Annotated in this window: 23 protein-coding genes; 11 read left to right on the top strand and 12 right to left on the bottom strand. The window is 69.0% G+C overall.

Annotated elements, in window-relative coordinates; all coding sequences use genetic code 11:
- Nucleotides 1-163: 163 nt before the first annotated feature.
- The 3 genes from AB0F91_RS40410 to AB0F91_RS40400 form a co-directional block, all read right to left on the bottom strand.
- Nucleotides 164-490: a 2Fe-2S iron-sulfur cluster-binding protein gene (locus tag AB0F91_RS40410; RefSeq protein WP_360606663.1), complete on the bottom strand. Its 327-nt coding sequence runs from the start codon at nucleotides 488-490 to the stop codon at nucleotides 164-166.
- A gap of 431 nt (nucleotides 491-921) precedes the next feature.
- The gene (locus AB0F91_RS40405; protein ID WP_360606661.1) at nucleotides 922-1641 is read right to left on the bottom strand and encodes a zinc-binding dehydrogenase; all 720 of its coding nucleotides are present in this window, start codon (nucleotides 1639-1641) and stop codon (nucleotides 922-924) included.
- A gap of 5 nt (nucleotides 1642-1646) precedes the next feature.
- The gene (locus AB0F91_RS40400) at nucleotides 1647-1904 is read right to left on the bottom strand and encodes an alcohol dehydrogenase catalytic domain-containing protein (protein ID WP_360606659.1); all 258 of its coding nucleotides are present in this window, start codon (nucleotides 1902-1904) and stop codon (nucleotides 1647-1649) included.
- 133 nt (nucleotides 1905-2037) lie between these two features.
- On the opposite strand from AB0F91_RS40400, the gene AB0F91_RS40395 reads away from it, so the two are divergent.
- The 7 genes from AB0F91_RS40395 to AB0F91_RS40365 all read left to right on the top strand — a co-directional run bounded on the left by AB0F91_RS40395 (nucleotide 2038) and on the right by AB0F91_RS40365 (nucleotide 5569).
- Nucleotides 2038-2592: a CGNR zinc finger domain-containing protein gene (locus AB0F91_RS40395; RefSeq protein ID WP_360606657.1), complete on the top strand. Its 555-nt coding sequence runs from the start codon at nucleotides 2038-2040 to the stop codon at nucleotides 2590-2592.
- Between the two features lie 105 nt (nucleotides 2593-2697).
- On the top strand, nucleotides 2698-2898 hold the full coding sequence (locus AB0F91_RS40390; protein WP_360606655.1) for a hypothetical protein: 201 nt from the start codon (nucleotides 2698-2700) through the stop codon (nucleotides 2896-2898).
- A gap of 220 nt (nucleotides 2899-3118) precedes the next feature.
- Complete coding sequence (locus AB0F91_RS40385; RefSeq protein ID WP_360606653.1) at nucleotides 3119-3562, top strand: VOC family protein; 444 nt, start codon at nucleotides 3119-3121, stop codon at nucleotides 3560-3562.
- Nucleotides 3563-3583: 21 nt separating this feature from the next.
- Complete coding sequence (locus AB0F91_RS40380) at nucleotides 3584-3910, top strand: hypothetical protein (protein WP_360606651.1); 327 nt, start codon at nucleotides 3584-3586, stop codon at nucleotides 3908-3910.
- Between the two features lie 265 nt (nucleotides 3911-4175).
- Complete coding sequence (locus tag AB0F91_RS40375; RefSeq protein ID WP_360606649.1) at nucleotides 4176-4361, top strand: hypothetical protein; 186 nt, start codon at nucleotides 4176-4178, stop codon at nucleotides 4359-4361.
- Between the two features lie 201 nt (nucleotides 4362-4562).
- Entirely contained in the window at nucleotides 4563-4787 is a 225-nt protein-coding gene (locus AB0F91_RS40370) for a hypothetical protein (RefSeq protein WP_360606647.1), read from the top strand.
- On the top strand, nucleotides 4784-5569 hold the full coding sequence (locus AB0F91_RS40365) for a class I SAM-dependent methyltransferase (RefSeq protein WP_360606645.1): 786 nt from the start codon (nucleotides 4784-4786) through the stop codon (nucleotides 5567-5569). The genes AB0F91_RS40370 and AB0F91_RS40365 overlap by 4 nt, the downstream gene beginning before the upstream one ends.
- Nucleotides 5570-6053: 484 nt before the next feature.
- Here the strand turns inward: AB0F91_RS40365 and AB0F91_RS40360 are convergent, their stop codons facing one another.
- The 3 genes from AB0F91_RS40360 to AB0F91_RS40350 all read right to left on the bottom strand — a co-directional run bounded on the left by AB0F91_RS40360 (nucleotide 6054) and on the right by AB0F91_RS40350 (nucleotide 7452).
- The gene (locus AB0F91_RS40360) at nucleotides 6054-6374 is read right to left on the bottom strand and encodes a J domain-containing protein (protein ID WP_360606643.1); all 321 of its coding nucleotides are present in this window, start codon (nucleotides 6372-6374) and stop codon (nucleotides 6054-6056) included.
- Nucleotides 6371-6763 (bottom strand): hypothetical protein, encoded by a 393-nt coding sequence (locus AB0F91_RS40355; protein WP_360606641.1) that lies wholly within the window; start codon nucleotides 6761-6763, stop codon nucleotides 6371-6373. Before AB0F91_RS40355 ends, AB0F91_RS40360 begins: the two co-directional genes overlap by 4 nt.
- A gap of 257 nt (nucleotides 6764-7020) precedes the next feature.
- Nucleotides 7021-7452, bottom strand: coding sequence for an Hsp20/alpha crystallin family protein (locus AB0F91_RS40350; RefSeq protein WP_360606639.1), 432 nt, complete (start codon nucleotides 7450-7452; stop codon nucleotides 7021-7023).
- An 841-nt stretch (nucleotides 7453-8293) separates the two neighbouring features.
- On the opposite strand from AB0F91_RS40350, the gene AB0F91_RS40345 reads away from it, so the two are divergent.
- On the top strand, nucleotides 8294-8605 hold the full coding sequence (locus AB0F91_RS40345) for a MerR family transcriptional regulator (RefSeq protein WP_360606637.1): 312 nt from the start codon (nucleotides 8294-8296) through the stop codon (nucleotides 8603-8605).
- Between the two features lie 735 nt (nucleotides 8606-9340).
- A complete protein-coding gene (locus tag AB0F91_RS40340) occupies nucleotides 9341-10117 on the top strand; it encodes a GAF and ANTAR domain-containing protein (RefSeq protein ID WP_360606635.1) in 777 nt (258 codons plus the stop codon).
- Nucleotides 10118-10134: 17 nt separating this feature from the next.
- On the opposite strand, the gene AB0F91_RS40335 is transcribed toward AB0F91_RS40340, so the two are convergent.
- Nucleotides 10135-10371 carry a hypothetical protein gene (locus AB0F91_RS40335; RefSeq protein WP_360606633.1) on the bottom strand — a complete coding sequence of 79 codons (237 nt, stop codon included), beginning with the start codon at nucleotides 10369-10371 and terminating at the stop codon, nucleotides 10135-10137.
- Nucleotides 10364-11098 carry an ANTAR domain-containing protein gene (locus tag AB0F91_RS40330; protein ID WP_360606631.1) on the bottom strand — a complete coding sequence of 245 codons (735 nt, stop codon included), beginning with the start codon at nucleotides 11096-11098 and terminating at the stop codon, nucleotides 10364-10366. The genes AB0F91_RS40335 and AB0F91_RS40330 overlap by 8 nt, the downstream gene beginning before the upstream one ends.
- A 221-nt stretch (nucleotides 11099-11319) precedes the next feature.
- Between AB0F91_RS40330 and AB0F91_RS40325 the strand changes: the two genes are divergently transcribed.
- On the top strand, nucleotides 11320-11979 hold the full coding sequence (locus AB0F91_RS40325) for a GPR1/FUN34/YaaH family transporter (protein ID WP_360606629.1): 660 nt from the start codon (nucleotides 11320-11322) through the stop codon (nucleotides 11977-11979).
- 183 nt (nucleotides 11980-12162) lie between these two features.
- Here the strand turns inward: AB0F91_RS40325 and AB0F91_RS40320 are convergent, their stop codons facing one another.
- The 4 genes from AB0F91_RS40320 to AB0F91_RS40305 form a co-directional block, all read right to left on the bottom strand.
- Entirely contained in the window at nucleotides 12163-13302 is a 1140-nt protein-coding gene (locus AB0F91_RS40320) for a zinc-dependent alcohol dehydrogenase (protein ID WP_360606627.1), read from the bottom strand.
- A gap of 366 nt (nucleotides 13303-13668) precedes the next feature.
- Nucleotides 13669-14664, bottom strand: a complete 996-nt coding sequence (locus AB0F91_RS40315; RefSeq protein WP_360606625.1) for an inorganic phosphate transporter — start codon at nucleotides 14662-14664, stop codon at nucleotides 13669-13671.
- Complete coding sequence (locus AB0F91_RS40310; protein WP_360606623.1) at nucleotides 14664-14795, bottom strand: hypothetical protein; 132 nt, start codon at nucleotides 14793-14795, stop codon at nucleotides 14664-14666. Before AB0F91_RS40310 ends, AB0F91_RS40315 begins: the two co-directional genes overlap by 1 nt.
- Nucleotides 14759-15277 carry a DUF47 family protein gene (locus tag AB0F91_RS40305; RefSeq protein ID WP_360606621.1) on the bottom strand — a complete coding sequence of 173 codons (519 nt, stop codon included), beginning with the start codon at nucleotides 15275-15277 and terminating at the stop codon, nucleotides 14759-14761. Before AB0F91_RS40305 ends, AB0F91_RS40310 begins: the two co-directional genes overlap by 37 nt.
- Before the next feature lie 114 nt (nucleotides 15278-15391).
- On the opposite strand from AB0F91_RS40305, the gene AB0F91_RS40300 reads away from it, so the two are divergent.
- Nucleotides 15392-16003, top strand: coding sequence for an NAD(P)H-dependent oxidoreductase (locus AB0F91_RS40300; RefSeq protein ID WP_360606618.1), 612 nt, complete (start codon nucleotides 15392-15394; stop codon nucleotides 16001-16003).
- Nucleotides 16004-16008: the final 5 nt, after the last annotated feature.

The following is a 16008-nucleotide window of genomic DNA, read 5'->3' as shown; positions in this document are numbered from 1 at the left end:
AACAGGGCGCCCATCTTGGTCCCCGGCCCGGTCTGCGTCAGCAGTTCGTTGATCTCTGTTCGGAGCACGCTGAAGTCCTTTCACGCCGGCGATCGTGAAGCCGTCATAGGATTGAATATCAGACCATTGAACCACTAGCAATGGCGAATTCTCCGCGCCGAGGTCAGACGACCTGCTCCCCGGGCACGTCGACGGTGAGCCCGTCGAGCTGCGGCGTCACCTCGATCTGGCACGAGAGGCGGCTCCCGGCCCGCCGGTCGCCCACCGCGAGATCGAGGAGGTCGTCCTCCATGTCGCCGACCTCGCCGACGTGATCCAGATACTCCTCGCGCACCCACACGTGGCAGGTTCCGCACGAGAGACAGCCCCCGCATTCGCCGATGATCCCCGGCACCCCCGCGCGCACGGCCGCGCTCATGACGCTCTCCCCCACTGAGGCGTCGACCGCCCGCTCCTCGCCGGCGTCGTCGACGTACACGACCTTCGGCATGTCCACTCCTCGCCGCTGACTAATGGACTTACCAATATACCGGTTGATCTCCGGGGCGCAAGACGCCAAGAGCTCAATCGGGCCGGGATGTCGGCTGCGCGGCGGTGCCCGCAGGCAGTGAAAAGGCCCAAGTCAGTGACTTGGGCCTTTTCACTCCCCACCTGGACTCGAGCCCGGAACCCCCTCCGGTCAGCTGGTTTCGACTTCCGGGCTGCCGACGATCGCGCCGAACAACCTCCACATCGCCACTCCCGAGAACGGTCGACGCGCCTTCGCGGTGGTCACGATCCGCGCGCGGTGCTCGGTCGACGTGCCGACCTCGAGACACGGGTGCAGGCGCCGCCTCTGGAGGTCGACGGCGCCCGCACCGGATTAAATATGACCGGTCATCTTGGCGAGTCAAGGAGCTGTTCGCGTCCGGTGAGCCGAACTCAGAAGATGAAGAGCACCTTGCCGGCGCGACCGGCTTTGCGGGCGTGGTCGAAGGCGGCCTGGTAGTCCTCGAGGGTGTAGACGGCCTCAACTGCCGCCCCGAGCTCGCCCGTGGCCACGAGGCCGGCGAGTTCGCCGTAGACCTGCTCGATCTCGTCGCGCGAGGCGGTGCGGGCCCAGTTGGTGATCCAGAATCCGCGGTGGTTCAGCTCGCGGTAGATCAGGTCGCCGAGCGGGAGCTTCGCGGACTCGCCGGTCGCGGACGAGTAGCCGACCACGGTGCCGCCGGCTTCGAGCGCCGTGGCCAGCGTGGCGGCCGTGGCGTCGGCGGCGCCGTCGAGGACCAGCTTCAGCTGCGCGCCACCGAGTGCCGCGGCAATGCGCTCGCCGAGGTCTTCGCCGTCCACGAGCACGACGTCGCCGCCGAGTTCGCGCACCTGCCGAGCGGCCTCCTCGCGCCGGACGATGTTGACGGTCTTCACGACGGCGCGCTTGGCGAGCGCGACGACGAGCTGACCGACCGAGGAGTTGGCGATGTTCTGGCCGATCCAGTCGCCCGGCCGCAGGTCGACGTAGCGGCTGAGCAGCAGGTAGGCGGTGGCGGGGTTGACCGAGAGCATCGCCAGCTGCCGCGCGTCGGCGTCCTCGGGGACGACGACGAGGTTGCGGGCCGCGACCACGGCCTGCTCGGCCCAGACGCCCGGGGCGCCGGCGGGCACGAAAATCACCGCTTGCCGGCCAGCGCTTGGTCCGCGTCGGCACCGACGGCGGTGACGCGGCCGACGCCTTCGAAGCCGATCCCACTCGGCACCTGCGGGTACACGCCGTACCAGCCGAGCGCGAACAGGAAGTCGGCCGGGTTGATCGCCGCGGCCTCCAAGGTCACCAGCGCGTCGCCGGACCCGGGGGTCAGGTCCAGGTCGCGCTCGATGCGGACGTTGCCGTCGATGTCGCCGATGCCGGTGAGAACGAGCTTGCTCATGAGAAGTACCCCTGGTGTGCGTGGAAGTTGTTCCGTAATCGTCTTCGGAACTTTGACAATTACCGTTCTAGCAGCTGTCGGTGGAGCCTGTAATGGTCTTTTCAAAAAAGACCATTACACGTAGGCTGGCGTCATGACCCCTGCTGCCGCCTCGGAGGCGAGCGTCCCGGCCACCGCGGCCGCGGTCGTGGACCTGCTCAACTCCCGCGCTTACGCCATCCACACCGACAAACTCGACGACCCCGAGCTCGCCCACACCCTGCTCAAGCCCTTCGGGCAGGACGAGTCCCCGATCCCCCCGCAGCGCCTGGACCTCGTTCGCGGCCTGCGAAGCAACTTGATGACGCTCCTGACCCCCGAAGACCCCGCCGACGCCGCACAAGCGTGGACCACGTTCACCGAACGCACCTCCAGCGCGGCGTTCACACAGGACTTCTCGACCCCCGGCACGGTGCAGCAGCACCAGATCGCCGGCGACACCGTGGTCGGCGGCATCACCCTGCACATCGCGGACCTCGTGGCAGGCGGCATGTGGGGGCGCTTGCGCATCTGCGCCAACCACGAGTGCACCAAGGTCTTCTACGACACCACCCGCAGCCGCACCCACCGCTGGCACTCCTACGAACTGTGCGGCAACCGCGTCAACGTCGCCAGCCACCGCGCCCGCGCCGGCACACCCGGCCACTGACCACCCTCCACCCAGGACCGGCCGTCGGTCCACTCAGGACAAGAGAGAAACCATGCACTTCCTCGCCACCGGCACAATCCTGCGCGCCGGCGACACCGCCACCCATTGCCCGACGAGGTCCGCGCCGTCGACGAACTGCGCGCCGAAGGCTTCATCCAGGACATGTTCTTCCTGCAACCCCGCCCGGGCGTGGTGACCCTCGTCGAGGCACCCACCCGCGAAGCCGCCGAAACCAAACTGGGCCAACTACCCTTCGTCGCCCTCGGCCTGATGGAGTTCGACCTCGCCGAGGTCATCCGGCGCTGACCTCGCAGACGGATCGAAACCCGGCCGCGACGCGCGGGGCGGTCCGGCCGTATGCCGGACCGGAGCCACCGCCCGGTGGCAGGTCCTTCCGGGATTGGAGTCCGTTCGGTTGAGACCACGCTCGGCGGCTCGGTCTCGGTGAGTGCGGTTGCTGCGGAAGACCCCTCACCAGTCCTCGATCCTCGTTAGGGTGCTCGTCATGACGCCGCAATCGGATCCGATGACCTTCGTAAGACGCTTCGACCATGTCGGTATCACCGTCGCCGACCTCGACGCCGTGACCGCGTTCTTCGTCGGCCTCGGGCTGGAGGCCGACCCGAAGATGGCCGTCGAAGGCGAGTTCCTGGACACGGTGATCGGCATGACCGGCGCCCGCACCGAGATCGTCATGCTGCGACCGCCCGGCGGAGGGACGACGTTGGAGCTCTCGAGCTTCACGCGGCCGGACCATCTGCCGGGTTCTCCTGCCGCGCCGGCCAACGAGCTGGGCCTGCGCAACGTCGCCTTCGAGGTGCAGGACCTGCACGCCGCCGTCGACCACGCCGCAGCCGACGGCTACCGCCTGGTGGGCGGCATCGCCGAATACGAGGGCGTGTGGCGGATGGCCTACCTCCGCGGGCCCGAGGGAATCATCGTCTCGTTGGCCGAGCGCACGGGGGAGTAAGGAGACATCATGAGCACGACCGTGACCGACGAACAGATTCGGGCCCTGGCCGCGACCGCGAAGCCCTACAGCTTGGTCCTCCTCCAGTGGGGGCCGGAGCGAACCACGGACGGCGCGGACGCAATCGAACTCGAACACCAACGCCGGATGGTGTCGCTGCGCGCGCAGGGAGTGATCGCAATCCTGTGCCCGGTCGCCTCAGACACCGTGGCCGGCGTCGCGATCATGACCGTGCCGGCCGAAGAAGCCGCGGAGATCATGGCCGACGACCCCTGCGTGCGAGCCGGCATGATGCGCTGCGAGGTACACCCGTGCCACGGATTCCCCGGAGACGCCCTTCCCGCGTGAACGATCCCGGGCATACCTGTGCGCGCGACGTACCTATCGGCGTCGTTCGGGCCGATACCACAGGAGGCGGACCGGAATTCTGCACGCTCAGTGCGAGCTCTGTGAACGGCGGGCCGTGATCGGCTTGGCAATCCGGCTCGGAAAGGTGCCGGCGGCCGGCAGGGCCTGCAGTTGTCTGCGCGCCGGGGTGTAGTGCCACCAGGGTCGGGCCGGTCGGCCGTCGGCCTGGGCCACAGCGCCCTACGCCGAGGCTGCTGGAGATCATGTGCCAACCTCCGCGGACGCATCGAAGGAAGGCAAGAGCAACGGCTGGCTCGCAGAGGTCACCGGTCTGCAGACCAGCCTGAACGAAGCAGCCCGCAAGCTGGCCAGCCTCGACCGAGCCCACGAACGCCAACCGGCCGGGCATGTCAACCTCGGCCTGCCGATTATCGTCGGCCCGAAGCCCTAAACCGACCTTGAACAGCCGAGCGGAGGCCCGTTGCGTCGGCGGTGTCCGAAGGTCGCCAGACCAGCCGCGACAAATCCAAAAAGAGTCGCGGGTATATGAACATGTGTTTTCCATATAGCGATTACGACACTTGCCGGCGAACAAGTCGCACACTTCACCTGATTGAACTACCTCTCGCATGACCCCGCACAGGAGCCACGATTGCTGACCATCATCGTCAACCTCAACGATCGCCTCCGCAAGGCTTCCGAACGCGGCTCGCTCGGTGAGATGCGGAAGCTTCGCACGCAGGCCAGAACAGTAGATTTGCCGGCAGCGTCGCCCCTCGTCGGCCGTGGTGGCGAACGCAGTTTCGCGAGCAGAGACCACCCTACCGGCGAAATGTCGTTGGCCACCTGCCGTTGCGGCACCCACCATGCCTTATGACCACCGACCTTGTCCGGCACTACACCACCAACGCGGAAACCATTCGACTGGCCAGGACCCCGCACGGTCGCCTGGAGTTCCTTCGTACGCAAGAACTCCTCCGTGGGTTCCTCACGACGCCGGCAACGGTGCTCGACGTGGGAGGCGGTACCGGAGTGCACGCCGAGTGGCTTGCCCGCGACGGGCATACGGTGCATCTCATCGACATAGTCCCGGCACACGTCAACGCGGCGGCGACGTTGCCTGGCGTCACGGCACAGGTAGGTGATGCTCGTCAATTGCCCGTCTCGGACAGCAGCGTTGACGCCGTACTCATGCTTGGGCCTCTCTACCACCTCGTCGATCCAGCCGACCGCGCGCGAGCACTGGCAGAAGCGCAGCGTGTGCTGCGGCCAGAAGGCGTATTGGCAGCAGCAGGGATCAGCCGCTATCTCTCTGCCATGGAGGCAGGGACCAACGGCGCGCTCGATACGAACCTGATTCCGTCGGTGGAGACGGTAATCGCGACAGGGCGCTACGACGGACACGTTGGATTCACCTCGACCCACTGGCACACCGCAGACGAGTTGCGAGCCGAGATTCAAGCCGCTGGCCTGGACGATGTCGAGGTCTATGGCGTCGAAGGACCAGCCTGGGCGGCGCTCGACATCGCCGGCGTAGAGGAGTTCCCCACACGTATGCACGCGGCACTGCACTGCGCGCGTCTCGTCGAACAGGATCCCCTGCTGATCAACGCCAGCGCGCACTTCCTGGCGTTTACGCGGTCGCCATCCACCGCCTGACCTACCCCGCGCACCGAATTGGCCACGTGAGCCCAACGCGGATCCATTCGTCGGCGGCACGTCAGTCCGGTTAATGATCAACTACTAGACCCGGATCGCACCGATGCTGCCGCCCCAGCTGCCACCACGGCTGCCGTCGAACCACACACTCCACAATGGACCATGGAAGCCGCAGCTGCCTACGCGAAACAGCTCGCGTGACAGCTCACCGAGGAGACACCCGGCACCGTCACCGCCGTGATCGAGCCACGGACGTCGCAGGTCAGTCAGCCCTGTGGTGCCGCGAGTGAATCCGGTCAGCAGAGGCCGAACACCGATCTCTGTCTCACCGCAGCTGCACGCCAGGCACAACGGCCGCTGAGGGAGATCGTGCGACCCGGCGGGATGACGACCGGCGATCCGGGTGGAGCCGCAGCGCCCAGAGAGACGGTCTGACCGTGGCGAGGCATGCTCGGGTATGACGCGCCGGCCCGGCGGCCTTCGGTCACCGGCTTTGTCGGTGAGGGTGGCGGTGGACGGGACCGACGCGCACGTCTGGTTCTGGCGGTGTGGTGCGGGGGTGCACGCGCACGTGGATATCGCGGCCTGGTGTGGAGGGCCGTTGCGGTTCGGTGGGCTGCCTCGCGAGGAGGTCGCGGAGGCGGCGGTAGGCGGCGATCACGGCGGCGAGTCGTTCGCGGTCCGGGTGTGGTGCGTCGGGGTGGCACTCACGCACGGCGCGCCGGTAGGCCGTGGTGATCTCGGCGGCGCTGGCGCCGGAAGCCAGGCCGAGCACCGCGTAGGGATCGGGACGAGCGGGGTTCATGGCGAGGACCGGAGCGAACCGGGCACAGCTGGGTTGAGCTGGCTGATCTCGGTGTAGTAGCCGCGCGCCGCGGTGTGGGCGGAATCGAGAGCACGTCGCAGGGTGGCCAGTTCCCGGCAGGCGGAGGCCAGATGTGCGGTGCCCGCCGCGCCGTCGGCCTGGCGAAGCTGCTCGGGACGCCGGGTGTGGTGGCCGGCGTGTTCGGCGAGCAGGGTCACCAGATCGGTCAGCTCGCCGGTGAGCTGGGTCAGCTGCCAGCCCGCATCACGCAGCTGTACCAGACCAGGCGTCTTGGCCGGGTCGGCCGCGCGGACCGCGCGCCGAAGGTCGCGGGCCGTCGTGGCCAGCGTGGCGGCGATCGAGACCGGTCGACGTCGGGTGTTAGCCATGGGTTCCGCTTTCCTCCTGCTGCGCTCGACCGGCACGGGGTGGGCGCGGGTCAGGGCCAGGTTCGCCGTTGTCCAGTACCGGTGTGTCACGGTGCTCGTCACGACATCGGTCGGCTCGGTGTCCGGCACGTCCGCGATACCGGACCCCGGCACGGCAGCCGGCCCGAGTGCGGGGGTCGACGGCGACGCCGGCCCCGCCCGGCAGCGTTCGACGCCGCGCGGGCGGGGCCACAATGCCGAGCCGGGGTTCGGGGCACTCAGGCGTTGATCTGCTTGGACTCTCTCTCGCCGCTGATGGCGATCTTGCGTGGCTTGGCCTGTTCGGCGATCGGCATCCGCAGCGTCAACACACCCGCCTCGTAGTGCGCTGCGATGTTGTTCGCGTCGAGGGTGTCACCCAGGAACAGCTGGCGGGAGAACACCCCGCGGGGCCGCTCGGACACCTGCACCTCGGTGCCCTCGTCGTAGGCCGGCGCGCGTTCGGCTTTGACCGTGAGCACGTTGCGCTCCACGCCCAAGTCGATGGAGTCCGGCGCGACACCGGGCAGGTCGAACTCCACCACATACTCGTTGCCCGACCGGTAGGCGTCCATCGGCATCACCGCCGGGTGCGACGTGGTGCCGTTGGCGCCGAAGAACTGCTGGGTCAGCCGGTCCAGCTCCCGGAACGGGTCGGTCCGCATCAGCATGACCATCCCTCCTTCGCTCCTTCCCTGTGACCGCCACCGGCGTACTGGGGACCGGAGGCGGCTCGTCAACTTTGCGGAGATGAGTGCTGGCTTCGTGTCATCGTCGAGATCCGGCTCCCGCCGCAACTCGGGCGGCGGGGCCGGAACCAGTTCGGTGGGAAACACCTCTCGTGAATGCTGCGTGTGCAATCGATCCTTCAATGACCTGGGCCCGTCCCGGCTGCCGTACCGCCCGGGCCGGGGTGCCGCGAGGTGCGCGCCACGAGACGCCGGACCGGGACCACAGTCAGGTCTCCTCGGCCGTCTGTCGAAGCAGACACCCCGCCAGGCGAAAGAACTACAGTCGAGCGGGCTCCGGGTGTGCGGGCATCACCTGCCTTTCGAGGTCACCGTCGCGTTCGCTGACCACAGGTGCGCACCGGCAGCGGAGGGGAGCGCTGCCGATGCCCACCTCGCATCGCCGGCACCACGTCGGTCAGCCGGCCGCCGGTGACGACGGCGCGGGGCGTGCGGCTGGATCGCTGAGGTCCCGTGGATCCAGGCCGGGGCCTCGCCGGACACGGAGGGGGAGCCTCGAAATTGGCGGACATGATCGCGTCGAACTCCGCGCGCAGCCAGGCCGCATCGGCGTACACCAGCTCGGCGAACCCGCTGGTCACCGCCTCGCGGCGGGTGGTGTCCGGCATCGTCGATCACTCCCCGGCAACGTCGTCGTGCTTGAGACCAGGTCATGTACCGCTCATCTATTTCTATAGCGCGCACTGCAAGTTGTGTCAAGTATGCGCAGTAGATAATCTGCAGGGGCTGGGGCGTGCGCGACGACCCGTAAAAGGAGGAGTGCGTGGCCGACCTGGACAACCTCGACGACGAGGACTACCCGGCCTTCACCACCGGACAGGCTGCGAAGATGCTGGGCGTGCAGGAAGCGTTCCTGCGCAGCCTCGACGCCGCGGACCTGGTGCACCCGCAGCGCTCGGATGGCGGCCATCGCCGCTACTCCCGCCGCCAGCTCACCCTCGTGGTGCGGCTGCGCGAACAACTCGACGAAGGCCACACCCTCACCGCCGCCGCCCGCATCATCGGCCTGCAAGACCAGCTCGCCGACGCCGAAAACACGATCCACGACCTGCGCGCCCAGCTCGACCAGCGCTGACCCGCTCCCACCGTGCAGACCGCGCTGAACACGGTTGGCCCGGCCAAAAGGCATGCTCGATGCCGCCCCAGGTCGTGACCGCGTGGCCCGCTGCACGGCGCTGCGTGGCCGCGTCTGGGGCACAGCGCCGAAGGACGCCCGGGGCCGCCACCGCCTGAACAGCTGGGGCGGGCCGGCGACTCGTCAGTCCACCAGCGCCTGGAGACCGATGACGGGCCCCACGACCCGGGGTCGGTGATCCGCGGGCCGAAGCGCGCGACGCTACGCGGGTGCGGTGCTGCGCGGCCAGCGCCCCACGGGGCCTCCCGGACGGGCACGCTGCCGACGGTGCGTTGCACTCGCCCGCCGATCGGCGTTTCCCTCGGGGCTCGTCGGGTAGGCCGGGGTGGCGCGTCGGCGAAGGCCACAAGGTGGCCGGATACGGCGTGTCCGCAGGTGCCCTCCGGTCAAGCAGCGGCCGTCGGGCCACCCGGCGCTTCCCGCGGTGCCGGCCAGTCCGCACTCATGCGAGGCGCCCGGGGACGCTCGAATTCCGGCTGAGAAGGGCGCGGAGGCTCCCTGGCGGGCCTGCGCTCGGCAGTCGTTCGCGGGCGCACGACGATCGCGTACGAACCGAACGGTCCCCGCTTACCCCGTCCGCGGCGATTCGTTTCCCCGGTCCGGCACGAGGGTAGCCGGTCGGAGCCGCGAATACGTCCGCCGCACGCACCGCCTCGCAGGCGGAGAGGAGCGAAATTGTCGACCTGGGAAAGCGCGGACCTCGAAGCCGGCCGGGAGGACGGCAACGGTGCCCTGGCCCAGAAACTCGCGAGCCTCACCCGGCTGCTGCTCGACGCCACCACGGTAGGTGAAGCGCTGGAGCGCGTCGTCGAGGCCGCTCCCGTGGTGATTCCGGGCGCTGACCTGGTGAGCATCACGCTGCGTGCGCCCGACGGCGAGTTGAACACCCCCGTCCGCACCGAGCCGGTTGCCCGTGAGCTCGACCAGGTGCAGTACGACGCCGACGAGGGGCCGTGCGTTGACATCGCCCGGCACGTGAAGCCCGGTTACGCGCTCAGCCACGATCTCGGCCGGGAGCCACGCTGGCAGACGTTCGCACCGGCAGCGGCGGAGCGCGGTTACTCCTCCGTGCTCTCCACCGCGCTGGTGCCGTCCTCGGCCGACGACGGGGTCTCCGGCGCGCTCAACGTCTACTCCAACCGCACGCACGCCTTCGCGGAGGAGTCACGCGACGCGGCACTGCTCCTGGCCACGCACGCTTCTCTGGCGCTGGCACGCACCTCCGCCCTCGCGCGAGCCGAGCTGGATCGGCTGAACCTGGAACGCGCCATCGAGAGCCGCGACGTGATCGGGCAGGCGAAGGGCATCTTGATGAGCCGCCGGGGGATCACCGCGGACGAGGCCTTCGACCTGCTGCGCCGTACCTCGCAGGACGTCAACGTGAAGCTCGCCGAGCTGGCCCGGACTCTCGCACAGCGTCACACCGAGCTTGACGTGCCGCCGCACGCCTGAGCACCGCTAAGCACCGCTCAGCGCGCCGGGTCGTGGTAGCCGACCGGGTGGTCGAGTCCCCGGTCCAGGAACACCTCGTTGAGCGCCTGGGCGATCAAGTTGTGCTGGAGACGGTCGGGGCGCAGGATGCCCAGCACGTAGGCCTCGACCTCCAGCTGGTCGGCCCCTCCCCCAACTGCCAGGTACTCCGCCCACAGCTCGAACGGGCTCAGCTCGGAAAGCCGGTATCCTTCGTACAAACCGAGTTCACTCATCGGCGTCCCCCCGAAGCAGCTCGCGCGCGGCAGTCGTCATCGTGACGCGTCGACGGACGGCCTCGGCCGACAAGGCGCGCAGGGCCTCGTCCACGGTGATTCCGTCCCTCCTCGCCAGCGTTGCGCAGGCTCGGTCGATCTCCCTTCGCCGGGCCAGCGCGGCCTCGAACCGCGCGCCGGTCGGCTCGGTCTCGGACGGATGCCCACCGAGCAGGGCCGCCGCGGTGCGGCCGAGCAACTCGAGCCGCGCCTCGCCCAACCCGCCCGCGAACACGGCGCCGCCGGCCGCATAGCAATTGAGCCCCGCATGGTCAGCCGGCCGGGGAAGCGGAATCGACAACACCGAGCGCACCTCAGTGGACTCTGCCGCGGCGGCGAACCCTTGGCCCGCTTGCGCAAGATCCGGGACGAACGTCCGGCGCCCTTGGCGGGCCGCGTCTACGCACGGTCCGCGATCCGCCGCGTACTGCCACTCGTCGAGCCGCAGAGCCACCGGGTCGCTCGCCGCCACGGTCTGGAACCGACCACCGTCCCAGCACGTCAAACTGACGGACACCACACCCGAAACCGTCTCGGGAACAACGGCGATCACCGTGCGCAGGAGAAGGTCACGCTCTTCCGGCGACACACCACGCGCCGCCGCCCGAAACGTCTCGGCCAAATCACGTCCGCGGACGGCCACCGGTTCCGCCGCGGACTCAGCACGCCCAAGGCGCTGAGGATCCATCCCCGACCCACGTTCTTGCCTCAATTGGCACTGCTCCGCTACCCGCAGGCTCCTGTTCCGTCCCCTGCCTACCCGCTCTGACGCGGAGTAAACATCAACGGCGCGAAAGCTCCACCTGCTCAGCCAGCGAATGCGCCGGGTTCGCCCGGGCCCGGTTGGCGCTGACGTCCGTCCCGGGCGCACAGTCGTTTCGGTACCACAGATCGGGGTAGGCCGAGATCATGAGCGAACCAGCGCAGCTGAGCGTCCGGCCGTACGCGAACCCGTTGCCCCTGGGGTTTTTCTGCTTTGGCGTCGGCATGGCCGTGCTGGGCGGCATCGGGCTTGGCGTCATCGATGGCGACCAACTGCGCATGGCCGGCATCCTGCTGGCCGGTTTCGTGTTCCCGCTGGAGTTCCTCGCGGCGGTCATCGCATTCCTCGCGCGCGACACGGGGGCGGCGGCCGCCCTGGGCTTGTTCGCCACGTCGTGGCTGGCGCTCGGCGCCGTGCACATCGTGGCGCCGCAACAGCACTCGAGCGTCGCGCTCGGTTTCTACCTCGGGGCGTTCGCCTGCACGCTCGTGCCCCTGATCATCGTCGCCTTCCTGGGCAAAGCGCTGCTCGGTCTGGTGCTGACCGTGTCCGCGATTCGCGCCGGATTGTCCGCCGCATACCAATTCGGCGCGCCACAGGCCGTACAGGCTGCCGGGGGGTGGGTCGCGCTCGCGCTGTTCGCCCTGGCGCTCTACGCGGGAACCGCGTTCCTCGTCGAAGACATCCGCCAGCGCACCACGCTGCCGATCTTCCGGCGAGGGGGCGCACGCAAAGCCATCGAGGGCGACCTTCCGGCGCAAACCGCCCGACTGCCACACGAAGCCGGGGTACGCAACCAGCTGTGATCGACCTGCAGCCCCGCGCGGGCCTCGGCAGCCCGCCGCGTGAGCAAAGCGAGTTCGCGCCCCAAGATCAGTAGCGCGCCCGCCCCGAGCCCGTCTGCTTCCCCGGACGCGGCGTGGCGTGACCGCGCGCCACGGCGCGGGCGGCCGGCATCCGCGAAGAAACCGGCCGCCCGCAGCCGCTCGTTACGCAACATCCAGCACGGTCTTCAGCCAGCCCTCCTCGCGGCGGTCGAAGGTTTCGTATGCCTCGATCGCCGCCGTCGGCTTCTCGTGCCGGGTGATGAACTCCAGCGGGTCCACGACGCCCGTGCGGACGAGGTCGAGCAGGTCCGGCAGATAGCGGCGGTGGTTGCAGTTGCCCATGTGCAGCGTCAGGTTCTTGTTCATCGCCAGGCCGAACGGGAACTCGTCGAAGCCCGGTGGGTAGACGCCGATCACCCCGATGCTGCCGGCCTTGGCAACGGCGTCCACGGCCCAGCGGGCGGCCTGCGCGGGCGCGCCACCAGGGGTCCAGTCATCCGGTGGCGGCGAGCCGGTCGAGGGGCTTTCCGCGTCGACACCGACCGCATCGATCACACGGTCCACCCCGATGCCACCGGTGAGCTCGCGGATGACGGCGACCGGATCCTCGTCGTCGAAGTTGACGGTTTCGGCGTTCTGGGCGCGGGCCTGCTCCAGCCGGGACGGAATGCGGTCCACACAGAACACACGGCCGGCGCCCTGGCGCTTCGCCGACGCGATGGCGAATTGGCCGACGACGCCGGCTCCCAGCACCAGCACACTGTCGCCTTGCGAGACTTCGGCCAGGCGCGCCCCGAACCATGCCGTCGGAAAGATGTCCGAAAGCAGGATGGCCTGGTCGTCGGTCACCGCGTCGGGGATACGCACGAGCGACGTCATCGCGAACGGCACGCGCGCGTACTCGGCCTGCAGTCCGTCGACGGGGCCGGTAGCCTCTGGGCCGCCGAAGAAGCAGGTGCCCGCGGACGGCCCGTTGGGGTTCGCGCGGTCGCACTGGGCGAAGTAGCCTGCCCGGCAGTACGAACACGTGCCGCAGCCGATGGTCGACGGGATCACCACGCGGTCTCCCGGTGAGAACCCGCGTACCGCGGGCCCGACATCCTCGACGACGCCCACGGCCTCGTGGCCGAGAATCGTGCCTTCGACCATCCCGGGCATCGTCCCGCGGACCAGGTGCAGGTCCGTGCCGCAGATGGCGCTGCGGGTGATCCGCACGATCGCGTCGCTCGGTTCGATGATCTTGGGGTCGGGCACGTCGTCGAGGCGGATGTCGCCCACGCCGTGCCACACGACAGCTTTCACGTTGGTTCCTCCGATCTTGTCCGTGGCGGCCTACCCGGTCGCGGCCGGGTGAAACCACGTCTACCGCGACCGTGGTGATGTCCGTGTGGCGGGCTGCTGCTCGGGTTGGTGCCGCTGCCCGCGCCGTGCTGCAACGGCTGAGCGAATCCGGCGGCGCGCCTGAGGAGGGTGAAGTCCTTCTCCCGCCGGCGATTTCTCCTCGCGCTGGCCGAGGCCACGTTGGCGGTCGCCCGGCCGTGGGTGCCGCGGCGGCCCCGGTGCCGGCCGGCGCCGTCGGCACAGCCCCTCCACGCACCGAACCTGATCAGCCGCGCAGCAACGAACTCCACTTCACGCTCGCTCCGGGGGACTGGGCGGGCGCGTTGCTCACGTCACCGCGTCCGAGACAAAGTAGACCGCCGCCGACACCGCCGCCGCGGCGGGGAACGTGAGGACCCAGCCCAGCACGATGTCGCGGGCGGTGCCCCAGCGCACGGCCGAGAGCCGCTTCGTCGCGCCCACCCCCATGATCGCCGCGGTGATCACGTGCGTGGTGGAGATCGGCGCTTTTACCGCGAACGCCGTCACGTACAGCACGGACGAGGCCACTGACTCGGCGACGAACCCGTGCGGCGGGTCGAGCGGGAACACCCGGCGGCCCAGGGTGCGCATGATCCGCAGGCCCCCCGAATAAGTGCCGAGCGACAGCGCACCAGCACACAGCAGCGTCACCCACAGTGGCACTTCGAAGGTGTTCTGCTGCCCGGCCGCGACCAGGGCCAGCACGATCACGCCCATGCCCTTCTGGGCGTCCTGCAAGCCGTGGCCGAGCGCCAGTGCCGAGGCGGAGAAGAGCTGGCAGCGGCGGAAGACCCGGCCGCTGCGGTGCGGGTTGGCGCGTCGCAACAGCCAGAGCGCACCGACCATCGCGAGGTAGCCGAGGGTCAGCCCGAGCAGCGGTGAGGCCACCATCGGCACGAGCACCTTTTCGACGATGCCGGTCCAGTGCACCGTGGTCGCCGCAGCCAGCGCCGCGCCGACCATGCCCCCGATCAGCGAGTGCGAGGACGACGACGGCAGGCCGAAGTACCACGTGACGAGGTTCCACGCGATGGCACCGGTAAGCGCGGCGAACACCACCGTGAGCGCGCCGGGCCCGGCCGGGACGTCGATGACTCCCTTCGCGACGGTCGCGGCGACGCCGGTGGACAGCAGGGCGCCGGCGACGTTCATCACCGCGGCCAGGACAAGCGCCGCCCGCAGGGTCAGCGCACGCGTGGACACCGCGCCGGCGATGGCGTTCGCGGCGTCGTGGAAGCCGTTGGTGTAGTCGAACACCAGGGTCAGCACCACGATCGTCACGAGCGCGGCCGGGCCCGTCACTAGGACTCCTTGACCGCGATCGTCTGCACCGCGTCGGCCACGTGTTCGAAGGCGTCGGCGGCGAGTTCGAACTGCTCGACGACCTCCTTGGTCTTCAGCACTTCGAGCGCGTCGGCGCCGGGCTCGAACAACTGCGCGAGAATGCGCCGGAAACACGATCGACTTCATTTTCCAGCTCGTTGATCTCGATCCAGAACGGCTCGCACTCGCTCACCTTCGCCAGGCCCGGCATGGCCGACGCGGTCAGCTCCGAGCACCGGCACAGCAGCCGGACCAGCGTCTCTGTACCGGGCGGAAACCTCTCGAGTCGGTAGAGCACCGAAAGGTCGGCGGCTGTCTCCATGAAGTCCAGGACGTCGTCGATCCGGGCGGCGAGTGCCTGGATGTCCTCGCGGTCGAAGGGCGTGACGAAGGAGCTGTTGAGCTCGACCATGATCGTGTGCGTCAGCTCGTCGCCGCGGTGTTCCACATCCTGCAGGCGCTTGGCGATCGGCTCCCGCTCCCCCGGTTCGACACCGACGAGCTCCCGCAGCAGCCCGGTCGCGGTGACCAGGTTGCCCGCCGCATCGGTGAGCAGGTCGAAGAACTTCGTCCCCCGTGGGGTGAGCCGCATGATCGTCCTTTCGCCTGCGCACCGGGTCGTCGGTAAGTACCCGCGATCGGCGCGGTTTCAACCGGCGGATCGAGGGAACCACGGGAGCTGGACCCTTGCCACCGGGAGGAAACCGTGTCCCAGCCCCTGCGCGTCGTCGCGCTGACCTGCACGCTGAAGCCGAGCCCGGCGAAGTCGAGCAGCGATCTCATCGCGCGCCAGCTGCTCGACCTGTTCGCCGAACACGGCGCCACCGGTGAAGTGGTCCGGGTGGTCGACTACGACGTCCGGCCCGGAGTGGAGGCCGACATGGGCGAGGGCGACGAATGGCCCCAGATCCGGCGCAGGATCGCCGCGGCCGACGTGCTGCTGGTGGCGACCCCGACGTGGGTCGGGCACATGTCGAGCCTCGCCCAGCGCGTGCTGGAACGGCTCGACGCCGAATTGTCCGAAACCGACGACGAGGGCCGCCCGGCGATGTTCGGGAAGGTCGGGGTCGCCGCGGTGGTCGGCAACGAGGACGGCGCCCACAAGATCATCGCGGACCTGTTCCAGGCCCTCAACGACACCGGCTTCACCGTGCCGGCCCAGGGCGCGACGTACTGGAACGGCGAAGCCATGCAGGGCGGCGACTACAACGACCTCGACGAGACCCCCAAGGCCGTCGCGTCGACGAACGCGACACTCGTACGCAACGCCGTACACCTGGCGAAACTGCTCAAACAGGAGCTATACCCCGCCCCCTAGCACCA

It is taken from the genome of Amycolatopsis sp. NPDC023774, assembly GCF_040639695.1.
Classification (GTDB): Bacteria; Actinomycetota; Actinomycetes; order Mycobacteriales; family Pseudonocardiaceae; genus Amycolatopsis.
The sequence above is the reverse complement of the archived record's forward strand: the minus strand, read 5'-3'. Positions and strand labels throughout refer to the sequence as shown.